Source organism: Pseudomonas sp. S3_A09, assembly GCF_054668065.1.
In genome coordinates, this window is sequence record NZ_CP162752.1 from 521,519 (window position 1) to 540,060 (window position 18,542).

Consider the following 18,542-nt stretch of genomic DNA (forward strand, 5'->3'; position numbering starts at 1 on the left):
TCAACATCTTTTTTGCAGCTAACCCTATGAATATGCGAATTTTTTATTTGCGGGGAGCACACCCGTGAATTTCGGGTGGCTGGCAGGCAATTTTCAACTCAGGTAGGATCGACGCACTCGTAAAAAATATAAAACAGAGGTTCCAGGATGGCGAACACCCCCTACCCCCAGTCGTATTACGCCGCTTCCGCGAATGCCGTTCCGCCTCGCCCGGTACTTCAAGGCGAAGTCGAAACCGATGTGTGTGTGATCGGTGCCGGCTATACCGGCCTCTCCAGTGCCCTGTTTCTGCTGGAGAACGGTTTTCGCGTCACCGTGCTGGAAGCCGCCAAGGTGGGGTTTGGCGCCTCGGGCCGCAACGGTGGGCAGATCGTCAACAGCTACAGCCGTGATATCGATGTGATCGAGCGCAGCGTCGGGCCCAAGCAAGCGCAACTGTTGGGCCAAATGGCGTTTGAAGGCGGCAAGATCATCCGCGAGCGAGTAGCCAAATATCAGATCCAGTGCGACCTGAAGGACGGCGGCGTATTCGCCGCGCTCAACAGCAAGCACATGGGCCACCTGGAGTCGCAGAAGCGTCTGTGGGAGCGTTACGGCCACACTCAACTGGAGCTGCTGGACGAACGCCGTATCCGCGAAGTGGTGGCCTGTGACAACTATGTAGGTGGCTTGCTGGACATGAGCGGCGGGCATATCCACCCGCTCAACCTGGCACTCGGCGAAGCCGCGGCCGTGGAATCCCTGGGTGGTACGATCTACGAACAATCGGCGGCAGTGCGGATCGAGCGCGGCGCAAATCCAGTGGTACACACCGCGCAGGGCAAGGTCAGGGCCAAGTTCATCATCGTCGCGGGCAATGCCTACCTGGGCAACCTGGTGCCGGAGCTGGCGGCCAAGTCGATGCCCTGCGGCACGCAAGTGATCACTACCGCTCCTCTGGGTGACGAACTGGCAAAAACCCTGCTGCCGCAGGATTACTGCGTCGAAGACTGCAACTATTTGCTCGACTACTACCGACTCACCAGCGACAAGCGCCTGATCTTCGGCGGTGGCGTGGTGTACGGCGCGCGCGACCCGGCCAATATCGAGGCGATCATCCGTCCGAAGATGCTCAAGGCGTTTCCGCAACTCAAGGATGTGAAGATCGACTACGCCTGGACCGGCAATTTCCTGCTGACCCTGTCGCGCTTGCCGCAAGTGGGACGCCTGGGCGACAACATCTACTACTCACAGGGCTGCAGTGGTCATGGCGTAACGTACACACACCTGGCGGGCAAGGTACTGGCCGAAGCGCTCAGAGGCCAGGCAGAGCGCTTTGATGCGTTTGCCGACCTGCCGCACTACCCGTTCCCGGGCGGGCAACTGCTGCGCACGCCCTTTGCGGCAATGGGTGCCTGGTATTACGGGCTACGCGACAAATTGGGATTCTGACTCGGAACCGGTAGCCCGCTTGCGGTCGATGGCGATTTAACTGACGCCATCGCCCGCAATCAGGATCCCACGGGTCGCATTATCAAATCGCAGGCACAAAAAACCCCGGTCTTTCGACCAGGGCCTTTGCTATCGGATCAAAGTAGCCAGAGGCTTGCTTTGTGCTTCAAGGCGTTCAGTGGGCCTTGAGGCAGATATGGCGCAGCGGACGGGACTCGAACCCGCGACCCCCGGCGTGACAGGCCGGTATTCTAACCGACTGAACTACCGCTGCGTATCGCTTGACCGGCTGTGCGTAAAGCCTCAACCGTCTTTAAACATCTGATCGTTCAGCCTTGACTGTTCAATCTCAAGCCTGACGAATCAGACCTGGAAAATATGGCGCAGCGGACGGGACTCGAACCCGCGACCCCCGGCGTGACAGGCCGGTATTCTAACCGACTGAACTACCGCTGCGCGTCGGTGCAACCTTTAACGTTGCGTCTTGCCCTGAGGCAAAACTCTCAAGAAGTGGTGGGTGATGACGGGATCGAACCGCCGACCCTCTGCTTGTAAGGCAGATGCTCTCCCAGCTGAGCTAATCACCCTTTGCTTCGTTGAGGCCGCGAAATTTACGCAGGTAACGGACCTAAGTCAATAGCCTGCTTGAAGTTTTTCTGAAAAAGACAAAATTGCTTCAAGACGGCTACCCACCCTACTCGCTGTAAATCATCTTCTTGCTCATGCCACCGTCCACGACAAACTCTTGCCCGGTGACAAACCCCGCCTGGCGCGACAGCAGCCACGCCACCATCGCCGCCACGTCTTCTACAGTCCCCACCCTGCCCGCCGGATGCTGAGCGTGATCGGCATCACTCAACGGCGCAGCGCGGCGCGCAGCAGGGTCGCGCGCATCGATCCAGCCGGGACTGACCGCATTGACCCGCACTTCCGGCCCCAGACTCATCGCCAAGGCATGCGTGAGCGCCAGCAGGCCACCTTTGCTCGCCGCATAGGCCTCAGTGTCCGGCTCAGACTGGCCAGCCCGGGTCGATGCCAAGTTGACGATGGCACCACCATGGGCACGCAGGTAGGGCGCGCAATGCTTGGCCAGCAACATGGGCCCACTGAGGTTCACGGCGAGCACCCGATTCCAGTAAGCCAGGTCGAGGCTTTCCAAGGTGATGTTGCGAGGGTCAGCCACCGCGGCATTGCAGACCAGCGCATCCAGGCGCCCAAACTGCCCCAATACCTCGGCGACCCCCTGGGCCACCTGTTTTTCGTCGGCAACGTCCATGCTGATGAACCAGGCGTTTTCGCCCAGCACCTTGGACACCTTGGAGCCGCGCTCGCGGTCCAGGTCGGTCAACACCACCTGCCAGCCTTCGCTGATCAGCCACGCGGCAATGCCGAGGCCAATGCCCCGCGCCGCCCCCGTCACCAGCGCGACGCGCCCATTGCTGGCTGCCGCGGCGTCCATGGACCACTCGATCACAAGGCCGCCAGCCCACGAGCCAGGTCAGCTTGCAGGTCAGCGACGTCTTCCAGGCCCACTGCAATGCGGATCAGGCTGTCACGGATACCGGCCGCTTCACGCTCCTGCGGCGCCAGGCGCCCGTGGGAGGTGGTGCTCGGGTGGGTAATAGTGGTCTTGCTATCACCCAGGTTAGCGGTGATGGAAATCAGACGGGTCGCATCGATAAAGCGCCAGGCGCCCTCTTTGCCGCCCTTCACTTCAAAGCTCACGACGGCACCGAAACCACGCTGCTGGCGCTGGGCCAACTCATGTTGCGGGTGGCTCTTGAGGCCGGCGTAATGCACCTTCTCGATACCGTCCTGCTGCTCCAGCCACTCGGCCAGGGCCTGAGCGTTGGCGCAGTGGGCCTTCATCCGCAGGCTGAGGGTTTCCAGGCCTTTCAGGAAGATCCAGGCGTTGAACGGGCTCAAGGTCGGGCCAGCCGTGCGCAGGAAGCCGACGACTTCTTTCATCTGCTCGCTGCGCCCCGCAACCACGCCGCCCATGCAACGGCCCTGGCCGTCGATGAACTTGGTGGCCGAGTGCACGACGATGTCCGCGCCCAGCTTCAACGGCTGTTGCAGCGCCGGAGTGCAGAAGCAGTTGTCGACCACCAGCATGGCGCCCTTGGCATGTGCCACTTCGGACAATGCGGCGATATCCACCAGCTCGGCCAATGGGTTGGACGGCGATTCGACGAACAGCAACTTGGTGTTGGCCTTGATCGCCGCATCCCAGCCAGACAGGTCCGCCAGGGGCACGTAGTCAACTTCGATGCCGAAACGCTTGAAGTACTTTTCGAACAGACTGATGGTCGAACCGAACACGCTGCGCGACACCAGCACGTGGTCGCCGGCACTGCACAGGCTCATCACCACCGCCAGGATGGCCGCCATGCCGGTGGCCGTGGCCACTGCCTGCTCAGCGCCTTCCAGCGCTGCGATACGCTCTTCGAACGCGCGCACAGTCGGGTTGGTATAACGCGAATACACGTTGCCCGGCACTTCGCCAGCAAAGCGCGCAGCGGCGTCGGCAGCGGTACGAAACACGTAGCTGGAGGTGAAGAACATCGGATCACCGTGCTCACCTTCCGGGGTGCGATGCTGGCCAGCGCGCACAGCCAGGGTATCGAAAGCTACGCCATCGAGGTCGCTGTCCAACCGACCGGCATCCCATTCCTGACTCATGCTGCGACTCCTTACTCAATTCTTTATTTAAGATACAAAACCGGCCCCTCAGGGCCGGTTGTCACTCAGTTGTTGTACAGGTCGATGATCGCGCTGACCGCCTGGGTCTTGATCTTCGAGGAGTCGTTGCGCGCCTGCTCGATCTTGTTCAGGTAGGTCTCGTCGACATCACCGGTCACGTACTTGCCGTCGAACACGGCGCAGTCGAACTGGTCGATCTTGATCTTGCCACCGCCAACCGCCTCGATCAGGTCCGGCAGGTCCTGGTAGATCAGCCAATCGGCGCCGATCAGGTCGGCCACGTCCTGGGTCGAACGGTTGTGAGCGATCAGCTCATGGGCGCTCGGCATGTCGATGCCGTAGACGTTCGGGTAACGCACGGCAGGCGCTGCGGAACAGAAGTACACGTTTTTAGCACCGGCTTCGCGGGCCATCTGGATGATCTGCTTGCAGGTAGTACCGCGCACAATGGAGTCATCCACCAGCATCACGTTCTTGCCGCGGAACTCCAGCTCGATGGCGTTGAGCTTCTGGCGCACCGACTTCTTGCGCGCAGCCTGGCCCGGCATGATGAAGGTACGGCCGATGTAGCGGTTCTTCACGAAGCCTTCGCGGAACTTGACGCCCAAGTGGTTGGCCAACTCCAGCGCAGCGGTGCGGCTGGTATCCGGGATCGGGATCACCACGTCGATGTCGTGTTCAGGACGCTCGCGCAGGATCTTCTCGGCCAGCTTCTCGCCCATGCGCAGACGCGCCTTGTACACCGAAACACCGTCGATGATCGAATCCGGACGCGCCAGGTAGACGTGTTCGAAGATGCACGGGGTGAGTTTCGGCGCCACGGCGCACTGACGGGTGTGCAGCTTTCCGTCTTCGGTGATGTAAACCGCTTCGCCTGGCGCGAGGTCGCGGATCAGCGTGAAGCCCAGCACGTCCAGCGACACGCTTTCGGACGCGATCATGTACTCGACGCCTTCGTCGGTATGACGCTGGCCGAACACGATCGGACGAATGCCGTGGGGGTCACGGAAGCCGACGATGCCATAACCGGTGACCATGGCCACTACCGCATAACCACCGACGCAACGGTTATGCACGTCGGTGACGGCGGCGAACACATCTTCTTCGGTCGGCTGCAGCTTGCCGCGCTGGGCCAGCTCGTGGGCGAACACGTTGAGCAGCACTTCCGAGTCGGAGTTGGTGTTGACGTGGCGCAGGTCAGATTCGTAAATCTCCTTGGCCAGCTGTTCAACGTTGGTCAGGTTACCGTTGTGCGCCAAGGTGATGCCGTAAGGCGAGTTGACGTAAAACGGTTGAGCTTCGGCCGACGTCGAGCTACCGGCAGTCGGGTAACGCACATGGCCAATGCCCATGTGCCCGACGAGGCGCTGCATGTGACGTTGGTGGAACACGTCACGCACCAGACCATTGTCCTTGCGCAGGAATAACCGGCCGTCGTGGCTGGTCACAATACCGGCAGCGTCCTGGCCGCGGTGCTGGAGGACGGTTAGCGCGTCATACAGCGCCTGATTGACGTTCGACTTACCGACGATACCGACGATGCCACACATGCGACGCAACCCCTACTTAATGAATCTTGACTGAACACAGCTTACTGAGGCGTTTTGGCCGGTAAGAGGTGTTCCTTGAACGGAAGATCAGCGGGTACGCTGATTCCGCTGGCCAGCCACTGACTGCTCCACCCCAGAATGAGGTTCTTGGACCAATCTGCAACCAATAGAAATTTTGGCACGAGTACCGACTCCTGCCACCACGAATCCTGCTGTACCGGCCCCAGGCTCAACAGCCCGACCGCCACGACCACCAGCAACGCGCCACGCGCGGCGCCGAAGGCCATGCCGAGAAATCGATCGGTCCCGGAGAGGCCGGTGACACGTATCAACTCGCCAATAAGATAATTGACCATTGCTCCCACCAGCAGCGTGGCGATGAACATGATGGCGCAGCCCGCGATGACGCGAGCCGAAGGTGTCTCGATGTATCCGGCCAGGTAGACCGACAATGAACCGCCGAACATCCAGGCTACGACTCCTGCGATGATCCAGGTCAGCAACGACAGTGCTTCTTTGACGAAGCCGCGGCTTAGACTGATCAAAGCGGAGATGGCGACGATTGCAACGATCGCCCAGTCAACCCAGGTAAATGGCACGTTTGAGCCTACGGACAGATAAGGCGGCGCATTTTAGCAGAGCGTCGGGCTGTCGGTAAGCTGTGATTGTCAGTGCCTTGCAAATCAGTCAGTTGGGGCGAGCGAATCCGATCTCAAGCCCACCACAAAACAAATGTGGGAGCTGGCTCGCCTACGATGGGGCGGGCACATTCAACATCCCTGTTGATTGGCCCACCGTCATCGCAGGCAAGCCAGCTCCCACACTTGGCCTGCATTCCAACCAGAGGCTGGCGGTATCAGCCGCGCTCAGGCTGGAAGCGGGTGACAAACCCCTTCAGGTTCTGCTGGCGATCCAGCAGGTCCCGCAGGCGATCCGCCTCGGCACGCTCAATCAGCGGACCGATAAACACCCTGTTCTTGCCGTCAGCGCTACGGATGTAAGCGTTATAGCCCTGGCTACGCAGCTTTTTCTGCAAGGCATCAGCGCCTTCGCGATTACCCAGGCTGGCCACCTGGATCGACCAACTGATCGGCAACCCATTCGGATCGATACGGCTTTGCCCCACGTCCGGCTTGCCCGGCGCGGCAGGTTGCGGCGCTACCGGCTTGGGTGCAGGTGCGGGCGCAGCGGGCTTGGCGGCAGCAACCGGTGCAGCGGGTGCCGGCTTGACCACCGGTACGCTCGGCTGAACCGGCATCGACGGGGCTTGCTGGGCAGCCACTTCAGCATCGGTCGGCACCGGCTCTTCTTCCGGCAAGGCCTGGGGCTCAGGCACCACCACCGGCTCAACCTGTACTTGCGGCACCGCCGGGGCCTGTGGGGCAGCCGGCGCCTCGACGACCACTTGACGCTCTTCATCCTGGCGAGAAAACAGCATCGGCAGGAAAATCACCGCCAACGCCACCAGAACCAGGGCTCCGACCATTCGCTGCTTGTATGCGCTATCCAGTAATGCCATGTGCAGCTTCCTCCGTGGAGCGCCGGGCCAACCACTCGAGCGCCTCGGCAACACAATAAAATGACCCGAACAACAGAATCTCATCGTCGGGGGTGGCAACGGCGCACTGTGCTTCAAGGGCATCGGTCACGCTTGCATACGACGCTACCGGCGCACCAAGGTTCTGCAAGGCCACTTCCAGCTCGGCGGCCGGACGGCTGCGCGAGGTATCCAATGGCGCTACCGCCCAAGCCTGGACGCTGCCCAGCAACGGCGCGACGACACCGTCCAGGTCCTTATCGGCCAGCAAGCCAAAGACTGCAAGACGACGACCGACCGGCGGCGTACGCGACAGGCGTTGCGCCAGGTACTCGGCCGCATGGGGGTTATGGCCCACATCCAGCAACAGGTTCAGGCGCTTGCCTTGCCATTGGAACTCACGACGATCCAATCGCCCGACCACACGTGTCGACAACAAGGTGGCGGCAATCTGCTCGGCATTCCACGGCAGGTCCAGCAACAGATAGGCCTGCAGCGCAAGCGCAGCGTTTTCCATCGGCAGATTCAGCAGCGGCAGGTCGCACAGCTCTACCACCTGGCCGCGGGCATCGCGCCCACGCCATTGCCAGTGCTGCGCACCGATCTCGAGATTGAAGTCGCGACCGCGCAGGAAAAACGGGCAATCCAGCTCGCGCACCTTGTCGAGCAAGGTGTGCGGCGGATCCAGGTCACCACACAGCGCAGGCTTGCCCTGGCGGAAGATCCCGGCTTTTTCATAGGCAACGGATTCGCGCGTATTGCCCAGGTAGTCGGCATGGTCCACGCCAATGCTGGTGACCAATGCCAGGTCGGCATCCACCACATTGACCGTGTCCAGACGCCCGCCCAGGCCGACTTCCAGCACCACCACATCCAGTTGCGCACGCTCGAACAGCCAGAACGCCGCCAAGGTGCCCATCTCGAAGTAAGTCAGGGAAATCTCGCCACGGCCGGCATCGAGTGCGGCGAAGGCTTCGCAGAGTTGCTCATCCGTGGCTTCGACGCCATTGAGCTGCACCCGCTCGTTGTAACGCAGCAGGTGCGGGGAATTGTAGACGCCGACTTTCAGCCCTTGGGCCTGCAGCAGCGCCGCGACAAAGGCACAGGTAGAGCCTTTGCCGTTGGTACCGGTCACCGTGATCACACGCGGTGCCGGACGGCCCAACCCGAGGCGGGCCGCTACCTGTTGCGAGCGCTCCAGGCCCATGTCGATGGCGGACGGATGCAACTGCTCAAGGTAAGCGAGCCATTCGCCCAGGGTACGCTGGGTCATAGGTTTGCAGGCACCGGCGGCACGACGATCGGTTCAACTTTAGGCGCGACGTACACAGGGGTAGGCAGGCCCATCATTTGTGCCAGGAGGTTACCCAGGCGTGGACGCAGCTCACCGCGCGGGATGATCAGGTCGATAGCACCGTGCTCCAGCAGGAATTCGCTGCGCTGGAAACCTTCCGGCAGCTTCTCACGCACGGTCTGCTCGATCACACGTGGGCCGGCAAAGCCGATCAATGCCTTTGGCTCGCCGACAATCACGTCACCCAGCATCGCCAGGCTGGCGGAAACGCCGCCGTAGACCGGGTCAGTGAGTACGGAGATGAACGGGATGCCTTCTTCGCGCAGACGCGCCAATACCGCAGAGGTCTTGGCCATTTGCATCAGGGAGATCAACGCTTCCTGCATGCGCGCACCACCGGAGGCGGCGAAGCAGATCATCGGGCAACGGTTTTCCAGGGCGTAGTTGGCGGCGCGAACGAAGCGCTCACCGACGATGGCACCCATGGAGCCGCCCATGAAGGAGAATTCGAAGGCCGACACCACGACCGGCATGCCCAGCAGCTTACCGCTGACGGAAATCAGCGCGTCCTTCTCGCCAGTCTGCTTCTGCGCGCCGACCAGACGGTCCTTGTACTTCTTGCTGTCGCGGAACTTGAGACGGTCAACCGGCTCCAGGTCGGCACCCAACTCGTTACGACCTTCGGCATCCAGGAAGATGTCGATGCGAGCGCGAGCGCCGATACGCATGTGGTGGTTGCACTTGGGGCAAACGTCCAGGGTCTTTTCCAGCTCCGGGCGGTACAGCACCGCGTCGCAGGATGGGCACTTGTGCCACAGACCTTCAGGAACCGAGCTTTTTTTCACCTCGGAACGCATGATCGAAGGGATCAGTTTGTCTACTAACCAGTTGCTCATGCTTTCTTTCTCCAGTACCGGTGGCTTGAACACAGCCCCGCGTATGCCCTTGAGCTAAATTCATATGTGGCGATGACACAAGCTGGACGGGGTCAGACGTTCGACCGGCCTTTTCCCGCCTGTATCCTCAGCCTTCCAGACAACCTGCCAGCGCAGGGTTGCCACTTCGTTTCCGGGCCACCCTCAGGCGGCGCCGGGCTGTTTTACACAGTGGTAGTTATGGACGGCGGCAGACTGCCAGCCGTCACATCCGGTCACTGCTGTTGCGCACGGCCTGCATGAATGCGCGAATCTTGCTGTGATCCTTGATGCCCTTGCCCTGCTCCACGCCGCCGCTGACATCCACGGCATAAGGCCGGACTTGCTCTATCGCCGCCCCGACATTACCGGGGTTGAGCCCGCCGGCCAGGATGATCGGCTTGCTCAGGCCCTCGGGAATCAGCGACCAATCGAACGCTTCGCCGGTACCGCCGGGCACGCCTTCGACATAGGTGTCGAGCAGGATTGCGCGGGCGCTGCCATAGGCCGCACACGCCGCAGCGATATCGTCCCCCGCCTTGACACGCAACGCCTTGAGGTACGGACGCTGGTAGCTTTCACATTCGTCCGGCGTTTCGTCGCCGTGGAACTGCAGCATATCCAGCGGTACGGCATCCAGGGTTTCGTTGAGCTCGCAGCGGCTGGCATTGACGAACAAACCCACAGTGGTCACGAATGGCGGCAACGCAGCGATGATCGCCCGCGCCTGCACCACACTCACCGCCCGCGGGCTCTTGGCATAGAACACGAAACCGAGAGCATCCGCCCCCGCCTCGACCGCCGCCAGCGCGTCTTCTATGCGGGTAATCCCGCAAATCTTGCTGCGAACGGCTGACATGTCGTGGAAACCCCAGGGATTGGACCGATAAAGTCCCGGATGGTAACAAAAGCTTTTCCGGGCGTCAGCCGCCAAGTTCGCTGAAACCTGTGAGGAAGTGTGGCCCGATGAAACGCTCCGGCAATTCGAACTCGTCACGGTACTCCACATCCACCAGGTACAAGCCAAACGGATGCGCCGTGACTCCGCCCGTACGACGGACGCGGCTCTCCAGTACTTCCTTGGCCCACTCCACCGGACGCTCGCCGGTGCCGATGGTCATCAGCACCCCGGCAATGTTTCGAACCATATGGTGGAGGAACGCCCCTGCACGGATATCCAGCACGATCATCTTGCCGTGACGGGTCACCCGCAGGTGATGGACTTCCTTGATCGGCGACTTGGCCTGGCACTGGCCGGCACGGAAGGCGCTGAAATCATGCACGCCGACCAGATGCTGTGCGGCTTCGGCCATGCGCTCGGCGTCGAGCGGACGATGATTCCAGGTGATTTCTTCGTTAAGGTGCGCCGGACGGATCTGGTCGTTGTAGATCACGTAGCGATAACGCCGGGCGATGGCCTTGAAGCGCGCGTGAAAGTGCGCTGGCATGACCTTGGCCCAAGTGACGCTGACGTCATGGGGCAAGTTGATATTAGCGCCCATCACCCACGCCTTCATCGACCGTTCAGCCTGAGTGTCGAAGTGCACCACCTGGCCACAGGCGTGCACGCCCGCATCGGTACGCCCGGCGCACATCAGCGACACCGGCGAATCAGCCACTTTCGACAGTGCGTTCTCCAGGGTTTCCTGCACCGTCAGCACGCCGGACGCCTGACGCTGCCAGCCTCGATAGCGCGAGCCTTTGTATTCCACGCCCAGGGCGATGCGGTAAAAGCCTGCGGCCGCCATTTCGGCGGCCGCGTTATCTATATTTGCCAAGAACTGAGAGCCTGATGAGTTGCGCAAAGGCGGCCATTATGCCGATTTGTGTGAGTGCCCACAAAAGCAAAACGGCGACCCGAAGGTCGCCGCTGCCTTGACGATTGACGGTCAGACCAGCCTGCCGAGCATTTCCTTGGCCTCGCCACGCTGAGCTTCATCACCTTCGGTCAGCACTTCGCTGAGGATATCCCGCGCGCCGTCCGCATCGCCCATGTCGATATAGGCCTGGGCCAGGTCGAGCTTGGTCGCCACTTCGTCCGTACCGGAGAGGAAGTCGAATTCCGGCTCATCGTCGCCCTGCGCCGCGTCTTCTGCAGTGAAGGATGGCTCGATCGAAGGATGCTCCAGGCTCTGGGACAAACGGTCCAGCTCGGCGTTGACATCGTCCAGCTCGGACGCAAATGCATCAGGCTTGGCCGCCGCTTCCGGCTCATCGGCCAAGGACAAGTCGAAATCTTCAGGCAGGTCGAAGTCATCCAGCGCCGTCGGGGCCAGGGTGGGCGGCTCGACGGCCGGCACATCCTTCATCTGCTCTTCCAGGCCGGAGAGGAAGTCGTCATCGGATTGCGCCGAAGCCGGGCCATCCAATTGCAGGTCCAGGTCGAAGTCCGAGAGGTCATCCGGCGCGGCCTTGGCTTCGGTCTGCTGTTGCAGCAGCGATTCGAAGGTCTGCTGATCGTCCTTGGCTTCAGCCGGGGAGGCTTCTTCCAGGTCGTCCAGGCTCAGGTCGAAATCGGTGTCGAACGCTTCCGGCTCTGTAGCCGCAGGCGCTGGTTTGTCTTCCAGCAAATCCTTGACGTACTGAGCGTCCAAGGCAGCCGCGGCCACCGCAGCACTGACACCCGCCGCCAGCACGGCCATGGCCGGGAAGCGACTCTTGAGCTGTTCGACCTGGGCATGGTTCTCACCATTGGCCACCAGTTGACGCTCCTGGGTCACGAAGCCGTCCTTGTTGTTTTGCAGGCCGTAGACCTCCATCAGCTTCAAACGCAGGTCGCTGCGCTTGGGCTCCTGTTTGATCGCCTGCTCCAGCACATCGGCGGCCTGGTTCAGGTGACCACGGTCGATAAGGGACTGCGCTTGGGCCAGGGCATCGCTGGCGTTCACCGGAGCCACGGCAACCGCCAGCGGCGCCAGCACCGAGGCGACAGTCGGCACAGCGACTGCCGGCTCAACCGTAGGCGTTGGAGTTGGAGCTGCGGCCAGCTTGACATTCGGCGGCGGCACTTCCAAGCCTTCGAAGCTGTCTGGTGGCAGATCCTGGTCGATGTTCGAGGTGAATACCGGCTCTTCAGCCAGCGCGCGCGCCATGCGCAGGTGTTTTTCCTCCTCGCGGCGCGCATTGCGATGGCGCACCCACAACAGCAGGAGCAACAGCACCAGCAGGCCTGCGGCACCGCCGATCACACCGAGCACGACCGGGTTGGTCAGCAGGTCATTGAACTTGCCTTCGGCGCTGGCCGGCGTTGCATCCGCCTTGACCGGCTCAGGCGCCGGCGCGGCAGGTGCGGGGGTAGCAGTGGCGGCGTCGGGCACTGCCGGAGCGGCCACCGGCTCACCTGCCAACTGCGCGGGCATCGCCCCCGTGGCCGGAGCGGCCGGGGTGCCCTTTTCGGCCTGCAGACGTGCGAGCTGATCGTTTTTCAGTTGAATCAGCTTTTGCAGCTTGTCCAACTGGCTTTGCAGGTCTGCTGCGCGACTTTTCAACTCTTCGTTGTCGCGACGGGTAGTGTCCAGTTGCTCTTGGGTCATCGCCAGTTTGTCGCTCAACGCCGCACTATCGCCCGCCTTGCCTTTGACGCCTTTCTTGGCCGCCTCAGCGGAAACCAGGCTCAGGTTGTCCTTGGCGCCGGTGCTCGCTGGCGCATTGCCGGCCTGGGTGCGCTTGGTGGCGTCCAGTTGCTGCTTGCCCGCGGCGGGATTGTTGGCGGCGCGTCGGCCTTGGCGCCAGGCCGCATTCTGCGCGCTGACTTCGGCGATCGCCTGGGGTTGTGGCAGCGAGGTGCTTTGCACGGGATCCGGCAGGCGCAGGACCTGGCCGGTTTTCAAACGGTTGATGTTGCCGTCGATAAATGCGTCGGGATTCAGCGCCTGGATTGCCAGCATGGTCTGCTGTACCGAGCCGCCATTGCGGTTCTTCGCGGCAATTTCCCACAACGTGTCGCGAGACGTCGTGGTGTGTTGTGCCGGCTTGCTCACGGCCGGCGCGGTGCTGGCCGGTGCCGCCAATCGCGGCGCAGGCGCGGCGGTCGTCGGTGCCGGCTGGTCGAACTTGGCCGGGTCAAGCAATACACTGTAGTCGCGCATCAAACGGCCATTGGGCCATTGCACTTGCAACAGGAAGCGGACATAGGAATCCGGCAATGGCTTGCTGGAGGTCACACGCACCACGCTGCGGCCGCTGGGATTGACCACCGGGGTAAACGTCAGGTCGTCGAGGAACGCCTGGCGATCAACGCCGGCATCCACGAAGGCTTGGGACGAAGCCAGGCTTGGCGTGATCTCGGAGGCGGTGAGCCCACCGACATCGAGCAATTCGATTTCCACCGCCAACGGCTGGTTCAACTTCGACTTGAGGGTCATCTCCCCCAGCTGCAGCGCCTGCGCCATACCGGAGGACAGCGCCGAGGCGGCCGCTATTGCTAACACCAGTTTGCGAACTTGAACCATAGCCTCATCCTTTGTCTGAACACTCCCCGGCCTGCGAGAAGGTTGGTAACCGCTGCCATAAGGCATGGCGAGCCGATAGGTCACCGACGCGCAACTTTTCCTGCCTGGGGCCAAGCATAGCGCTTGGCTAGAATCAATCTACAAATTGCCGCCAAGTATCTTTTACGCAAGGCCTTTTATCAACAACTGCGCCAGCTGTACGGCGTTCAGTGCCGCGCCTTTGCGTACGTTATCTGACGTCAGCCACAGATTTAGTTCCGCGGGGTCATCCACACCTGCGCGGACCCGTCCTACATAGACCACGTCCTGGCCAACCGCGTCGCCCACCGCCGTTGGGTAGTCCCCCTCCTCAACCCGCTCTATTCCCGGCGCTGCGTCGAGCAGGCGGTTCACGGCGGCGAGGTCGACCGGTGCGCCCAGTTGCAGAGACACTGTCAGGCTATCGCCAAAAAACACCGGGGCTTGAACGCAGGTTGCGGAAATCTTTAGCAAAGGTAATTCCAGCACTGCGCGCAGCTCGTGTACGAGGCGCTTCTCCAGAGCTGTATGACCTTGGGCGTCCGGCGTACCGACCTGAGCCAGCAGGTTGAAGGCGACCTGCCGATCAAACACCTTCGGTTCCAGTGGGCGCATATTCAGCAACTCGGCGGTTTGCCGGGCCAATTCGCTGACGGCTTCACGCCCCTGGGACGACATTGCCAGGTTGGCGGTGACGCTCACGCGCTGGATATCCAACAGGCCCCGCAATGGCGCCAGGACGACTGCCAGGTGGGTCGCCGATGGACTTGGGCTGCCGAGCTGGAAGGGTCTTTCCAGGCCGTCGAGCACATGGGCATTGGCTTCCGGCACCACCTGCGGTGCCTGTTCGACCGACAGCGCGCCCGACAAGTCGATCACCGAGCAGCCCACCGCCGTGGCACGCGGCGCAAAACTCAAGGTCACCGCCGGCCCCGCCGCAAAGAATGCCAGCTGGACTTTGCTGAAGTCGAACTCATCGACCTCCCTCACCCGCACGTTCTTGCCGCGAAACGGCACCGATGCACCGGCAGAGTTACTGCCCGCCAGCAGGTGCAGGGTGCCCACCGGGAAGCCCAGTTCTTCTAGGATCTGCACCAGGGTTTCGCCAACGGTGCCGGTGGCGCCAATCACGGCGATATCAAAGGTCTGGGTCATGGGGGCTGCCTCGGGCATTGCGGGGGGAGCGGCACTTTACCGGGTGGTGGGGGGTGAGGCAATTAACCCAGCTTTTGTGGTGTGGCTGATGGCCTCTTCGCGAGCAAGCCCGCTCCCACATTCGACCGAGTTTCGTCAGTTGGAATGCAATCAAATGTGGGAACTGGCTTGCCTGCGATAGCGCCCGAAAGAACAATAAAAAAACCCGCGCCTGTCACCAGAACGCGGGTTTCTCATCTTGCTTTACGCGATCAACGCTCCAGCAGAATCCGCAGCATGCGACGCAGTGGTTCGGCCGCGCCCCACAGCAGTTGGTCGCCCACGGTGAACGCGCCCAGGTACTGGGTGCCCATGTTCAGCTTGCGCAAGCGGCCCACCGGTACATTCAGGGTGCCGGTGACCTTGGTCGGGCTCAGCTCCTGCATGCTGATGTCGCGGTTGTTCGGCACCAGCTTGACCCAAGGGTTGTGCTGGCTGATCAACGCTTCGATATCGGCGATCGGCACGTCTTTGTTCAGTTTGATGGTCAGCGCCTGGCTGTGGCAGCGCATCGCGCCGATACGCACGCAGATGCCGTCCACCGGGATCGGGCTCTTGAAGCGACCGAGGATCTTGTTGGTCTCGGCCTGGGCCTTCCATTCTTCACGGCTCTGGCCGTTCGGCAGTTCCTTGTCAATCCAGGGGATCAGGCTGCCGGCCAAAGGCACGCCGAAGTTCTCGGTCGGGTAGGCCTCGCTGCGCATGGCCTCGGCCACACGGCGGTCGATGTCGAGGATCGCGCTGGCCGGGTCAGCCAGTTGATCGGCCACAGCCGCGTGGGTCGCGCCCATCTGCTTGATCAGTTCACGCATGTTCTGCGCGCCGGCACCGGAGGCCGCCTGATAGGTCATGGCGCTCATCCACTCGACCAGGCCCGCTTCGAAAAGGCCACCCAGGCCCATCAGCATCAGGCTGACGGTGCAGTTGCCGCCGACATAGTTCTTGGTGCCCGCGTCCAGCTGCTGGTCGATGACCTTGCGGTTCACCGGGTCGAGGATGATGACGGCATCGTCCTGCATGCGCAGGCTCGACGCGGCGTCGATCCAGTAACCCTGCCAACCGGCTTCACGCAGCTTGGGGAAGACTTCGCTGGTGTAGTCGCCACCCTGACAGGTCAGAATCACGTCGAGGGTTTTCAGCTCTTCAATGTTGTAGGCGTCCTTGAGCGGGGCAATGTCCTTGCCCACGGACGGCCCTTGGCCACCCACGTTCGAAGTGGTGAAAAACACCGGCTCAATAAGATCGAAATCCTGCTCTTCCAGCATCCGCTGCATGAGCACGGAACCGACCATACCGCGCCAACCGATCAGACCTACACGTTTCATCGCAACTACACCTTGTTAAAAAGTGGGCCGCCTTGCAGCAAGAACTGCAAGCGGGCCCGAGAGATTACAGATTCCGCAGCGCGGCGACTACTGCGTTGCCCATTTCTTGCGTACCGACCTTGGTGCAACCCTGCGACCAGATGTCGCCGGTGCGCAAACCCTGATCCAGCACCAGGCTCACAGCTTTCTCGATCGCGTCGGCTGCGTCGCTCAGGTTGAAGCTGTAACGCAGCATCATCGAGACCGACAAAATCGTCGCCAGCGGGTTGGCAATGCCCTGGCCCGCGATGTCCGGCGCCGAACCGTGGCAAGGCTCGTACATGCCCTTGTTATTGGTGTCCAGGGACGCCGACGGCAGCATGCCGATGGAACCGGTGAGCATCGATGCCTGGTCGGACAGGATGTCGCCGAACAGGTTGTCGGTGACGATCACGTCGAACTGCTTGGGTGCGCGCACCAGTTGCATCGCAGCGTTGTCGACGTACATGTGGCTGAGCTCGACATCCGGATAGTCCTTGGCCACTTCCTCGACGATTTCGCGCCACAGTTGGCTGGAGGCCAGGACGTTAGCCTTGTCCACCGAGCAGACTTTCTTGCCGCGCACGCGGGCCATGTCAAAACCGACACGGGCGATACGGCGGATTTCGCTCTCGCTGTACGGCAGGGTGTCGTAGGCCTGGCGCTCGCCATTTTCCAACTCGCGCACACCGCGTGGCGAGCCGAAGTAGATGCCGCCGGTCAGCTCACGCACGATGAGGATATCCAGGCCCGCGACCACTTCCGGCTTGAGGCTCGACGCGTCAGCCAGTTGCGGGTAGAGGATCGCCGGACGCAGGTTGCCGAACAGGCCCAGTTGGGCGCGAATTTTCAGCAGGCCGCGCTCAGGACGGATGTCACGTTCGATCTTGTCCCATTTCGGGCCACCCACGGCGCCGAGCAGCACGGCATCGGCCGCACGGGCGCGGTCCAGGGTTTCATCGGCCAGGGGCACGCCGTGCTTGTCGATGGCCGCGCCGCCGATCACGTCGTGGCTCAGCTCGAAGCCCAGGCTGTACTTGGAGTTGGCCAGTTCCAGCACCTTGACCGCTTCGGCCATGATTTCCGGACCAATACCGTCGCCAGGGAGAATCAGAATCTGCTTGCTCATGCGTTCCTCATTTCATCAAGCGACCCGCCCGTGGGCAGGTCGGGAAAAATCGATCAGCGTTCGGCGAAGACCACTAGTACGTCGGTGCTGAAGGTGCCGTCGGCCTGAATTTCGTAATAATCGCGCACTTCCTGGCCCATGGCCTTCTGCAGCTCAAGGATTGCAGCGCGCAATACCTCTGGCGTGCGCATGCGCTCGACCCAGGAGGTGTATTCCAGGCGCAAGCGTTGGCGGCTGCTAGTGCGCACGTGCAGACCGGCCTCGCTGAGCTGTTGCATCCACTCCGCGGCGGAATAATCGCGCACGTGGCTGGTGTCGCGCAGCACTTCGACGGTTTGCAGGTAAGTGTCCAACAGCGGGCTGCCCGGTGACAAGACGTCGACGAACGCCGCCACGCCGCCCGGCTTGAGTACGCGGCGCACTTCGCGCAGCGCCAGGCCGAGGTCGCTCCAGTGGTGAGCCGAATAACGGCTGAACACGAAATCGAACTCGCCATCGGCGAACGGCAGACGTTCGGCAGCGCCGTGCACGGTGGTGATGTTGCCCAGGCCACGATCCCTGGCAGCGGCTGCAACCACGTCGAGCATCTGCTGGGACAGGTCATACGCCACCACGTCCTTGACCAGCGGCGCCACATGGAAACTCACATGACCGGCACCGCAGCCCAGATCCAGCAGCCGTGCAGCGCCCTGCCCGGCCAGTTCGGCCTGGAGCAGCGCGAATTCGGTGCCTTGGGCGTGCACGGCACTGCTCAGGTAGGCAGACGCCTGTTCGCCGAATTGTTTTTGCACAACGTGGGTGTGGGCGGTGGTGGTCATGGTGGCTTTCCTTGGGACGTGTGTTGTTTTTGCTGCCGCCTTCGCGAGCAAGCCCGCTCCCACATTTGACCGAGTTTCTTCAGTTGAAATGCAATCAAAAGTGGGAGCGGCGGTGCGACGATTCGACTTGCTCGCGAAGGGGCCTGTCCGGCTTACATAA

15 protein-coding genes and 3 tRNA genes are annotated in these 18,542 nt (G+C 61.8%); 1 reads left to right on the forward strand and 17 read right to left on the reverse strand.

The features are described 5' to 3' along the window. Positions 1-147: 147 nt before the first annotated feature. Positions 148-1,431, forward strand: a complete 1,284-nt coding sequence (locus AB4N92_RS02540) for an NAD(P)/FAD-dependent oxidoreductase (protein WP_010209080.1) — start codon at positions 148-150, stop codon at positions 1,429-1,431. Between the two features lie 197 nt (positions 1,432-1,628). Here AB4N92_RS02540 and AB4N92_RS02545 read toward each other — a convergent pair. From AB4N92_RS02545 to AB4N92_RS02625, 17 genes are all read right to left on the reverse strand, one after another. Then, a tRNA-Asp gene (locus tag AB4N92_RS02545) sits at positions 1,629-1,705 on the reverse strand. 105 nt (positions 1,706-1,810) lie between these two features. Further along, a tRNA-Asp gene (locus AB4N92_RS02550) sits at positions 1,811-1,887 on the reverse strand. A 55-nt stretch (positions 1,888-1,942) separates the two neighbouring features. After that, a tRNA-Val gene (locus tag AB4N92_RS02555) sits at positions 1,943-2,018 on the reverse strand. Between the two features lie 107 nt (positions 2,019-2,125). Next, positions 2,126-2,890 (reverse strand): SDR family oxidoreductase, encoded by a 765-nt coding sequence (locus AB4N92_RS02560; protein ID WP_010209079.1) that lies wholly within the window; start codon positions 2,888-2,890, stop codon positions 2,126-2,128. Positions 2,891-2,901: 11 nt separating this feature from the next. After that, positions 2,902-4,113, reverse strand: a complete 1,212-nt coding sequence (locus AB4N92_RS02565; protein WP_010566994.1) for an O-succinylhomoserine sulfhydrylase — start codon at positions 4,111-4,113, stop codon at positions 2,902-2,904. Positions 4,114-4,178: 65 nt separating this feature from the next. Beyond that, positions 4,179-5,684, reverse strand: a complete 1,506-nt coding sequence (gene purF / locus AB4N92_RS02570; RefSeq protein ID WP_021491193.1) for an amidophosphoribosyltransferase — start codon at positions 5,682-5,684, stop codon at positions 4,179-4,181. A gap of 41 nt (positions 5,685-5,725) precedes the next feature. Beyond that, complete coding sequence (locus tag AB4N92_RS02575) at positions 5,726-6,283, reverse strand: CvpA family protein (protein ID WP_003192538.1); 558 nt, start codon at positions 6,281-6,283, stop codon at positions 5,726-5,728. Between the two features lie 257 nt (positions 6,284-6,540). Further along, positions 6,541-7,203, reverse strand: a complete 663-nt coding sequence (locus AB4N92_RS02580) for an SPOR domain-containing protein (protein ID WP_010209072.1) — start codon at positions 7,201-7,203, stop codon at positions 6,541-6,543. Then, positions 7,187-8,494 (reverse strand): bifunctional tetrahydrofolate synthase/dihydrofolate synthase, encoded by a 1,308-nt coding sequence (gene folC / locus AB4N92_RS02585; protein WP_010209071.1) that lies wholly within the window; start codon positions 8,492-8,494, stop codon positions 7,187-7,189. Before folC ends, AB4N92_RS02580 begins: the two co-directional genes overlap by 17 nt. Then, on the reverse strand, positions 8,491-9,411 hold the full coding sequence (gene accD / locus AB4N92_RS02590; RefSeq protein WP_016976632.1) for an acetyl-CoA carboxylase, carboxyltransferase subunit beta: 921 nt from the start codon (positions 9,409-9,411) through the stop codon (positions 8,491-8,493). The genes folC and accD overlap by 4 nt, the downstream gene beginning before the upstream one ends. Positions 9,412-9,655: 244 nt before the next feature. After that, the gene (locus AB4N92_RS02595; protein WP_044287553.1) at positions 9,656-10,288 is read right to left on the reverse strand and encodes a phosphoribosylanthranilate isomerase; all 633 of its coding nucleotides are present in this window, start codon (positions 10,286-10,288) and stop codon (positions 9,656-9,658) included. Between the two features lie 64 nt (positions 10,289-10,352). Then, the gene (gene truA, locus AB4N92_RS02600; protein ID WP_010209068.1) at positions 10,353-11,177 is read right to left on the reverse strand and encodes a tRNA pseudouridine(38-40) synthase TruA; all 825 of its coding nucleotides are present in this window, start codon (positions 11,175-11,177) and stop codon (positions 10,353-10,355) included. 141 nt (positions 11,178-11,318) lie between these two features. Beyond that, positions 11,319-13,880 (reverse strand): FimV/HubP family polar landmark protein, encoded by a 2,562-nt coding sequence (locus AB4N92_RS02605; RefSeq protein ID WP_137205578.1) that lies wholly within the window; start codon positions 13,878-13,880, stop codon positions 11,319-11,321. Positions 13,881-14,042: 162 nt separating this feature from the next. After that, positions 14,043-15,053 carry an aspartate-semialdehyde dehydrogenase gene (locus AB4N92_RS02610; protein WP_010209066.1) on the reverse strand — a complete coding sequence of 337 codons (1,011 nt, stop codon included), beginning with the start codon at positions 15,051-15,053 and terminating at the stop codon, positions 14,043-14,045. A 251-nt stretch (positions 15,054-15,304) separates the two neighbouring features. Next, positions 15,305-16,417 carry an aspartate-semialdehyde dehydrogenase gene (gene asd / locus AB4N92_RS02615; protein WP_021491198.1) on the reverse strand — a complete coding sequence of 371 codons (1,113 nt, stop codon included), beginning with the start codon at positions 16,415-16,417 and terminating at the stop codon, positions 15,305-15,307. A gap of 64 nt (positions 16,418-16,481) precedes the next feature. Then, a complete protein-coding gene (leuB, locus tag AB4N92_RS02620) occupies positions 16,482-17,564 on the reverse strand; it encodes a 3-isopropylmalate dehydrogenase (RefSeq protein WP_198832205.1) in 1,083 nt (360 codons plus the stop codon). Positions 17,565-17,617: 53 nt separating this feature from the next. Beyond that, entirely contained in the window at positions 17,618-18,382 is a 765-nt protein-coding gene (locus AB4N92_RS02625) for a class I SAM-dependent methyltransferase (protein WP_047540582.1), read from the reverse strand. Positions 18,383-18,542 lie beyond the last annotated feature (160 nt).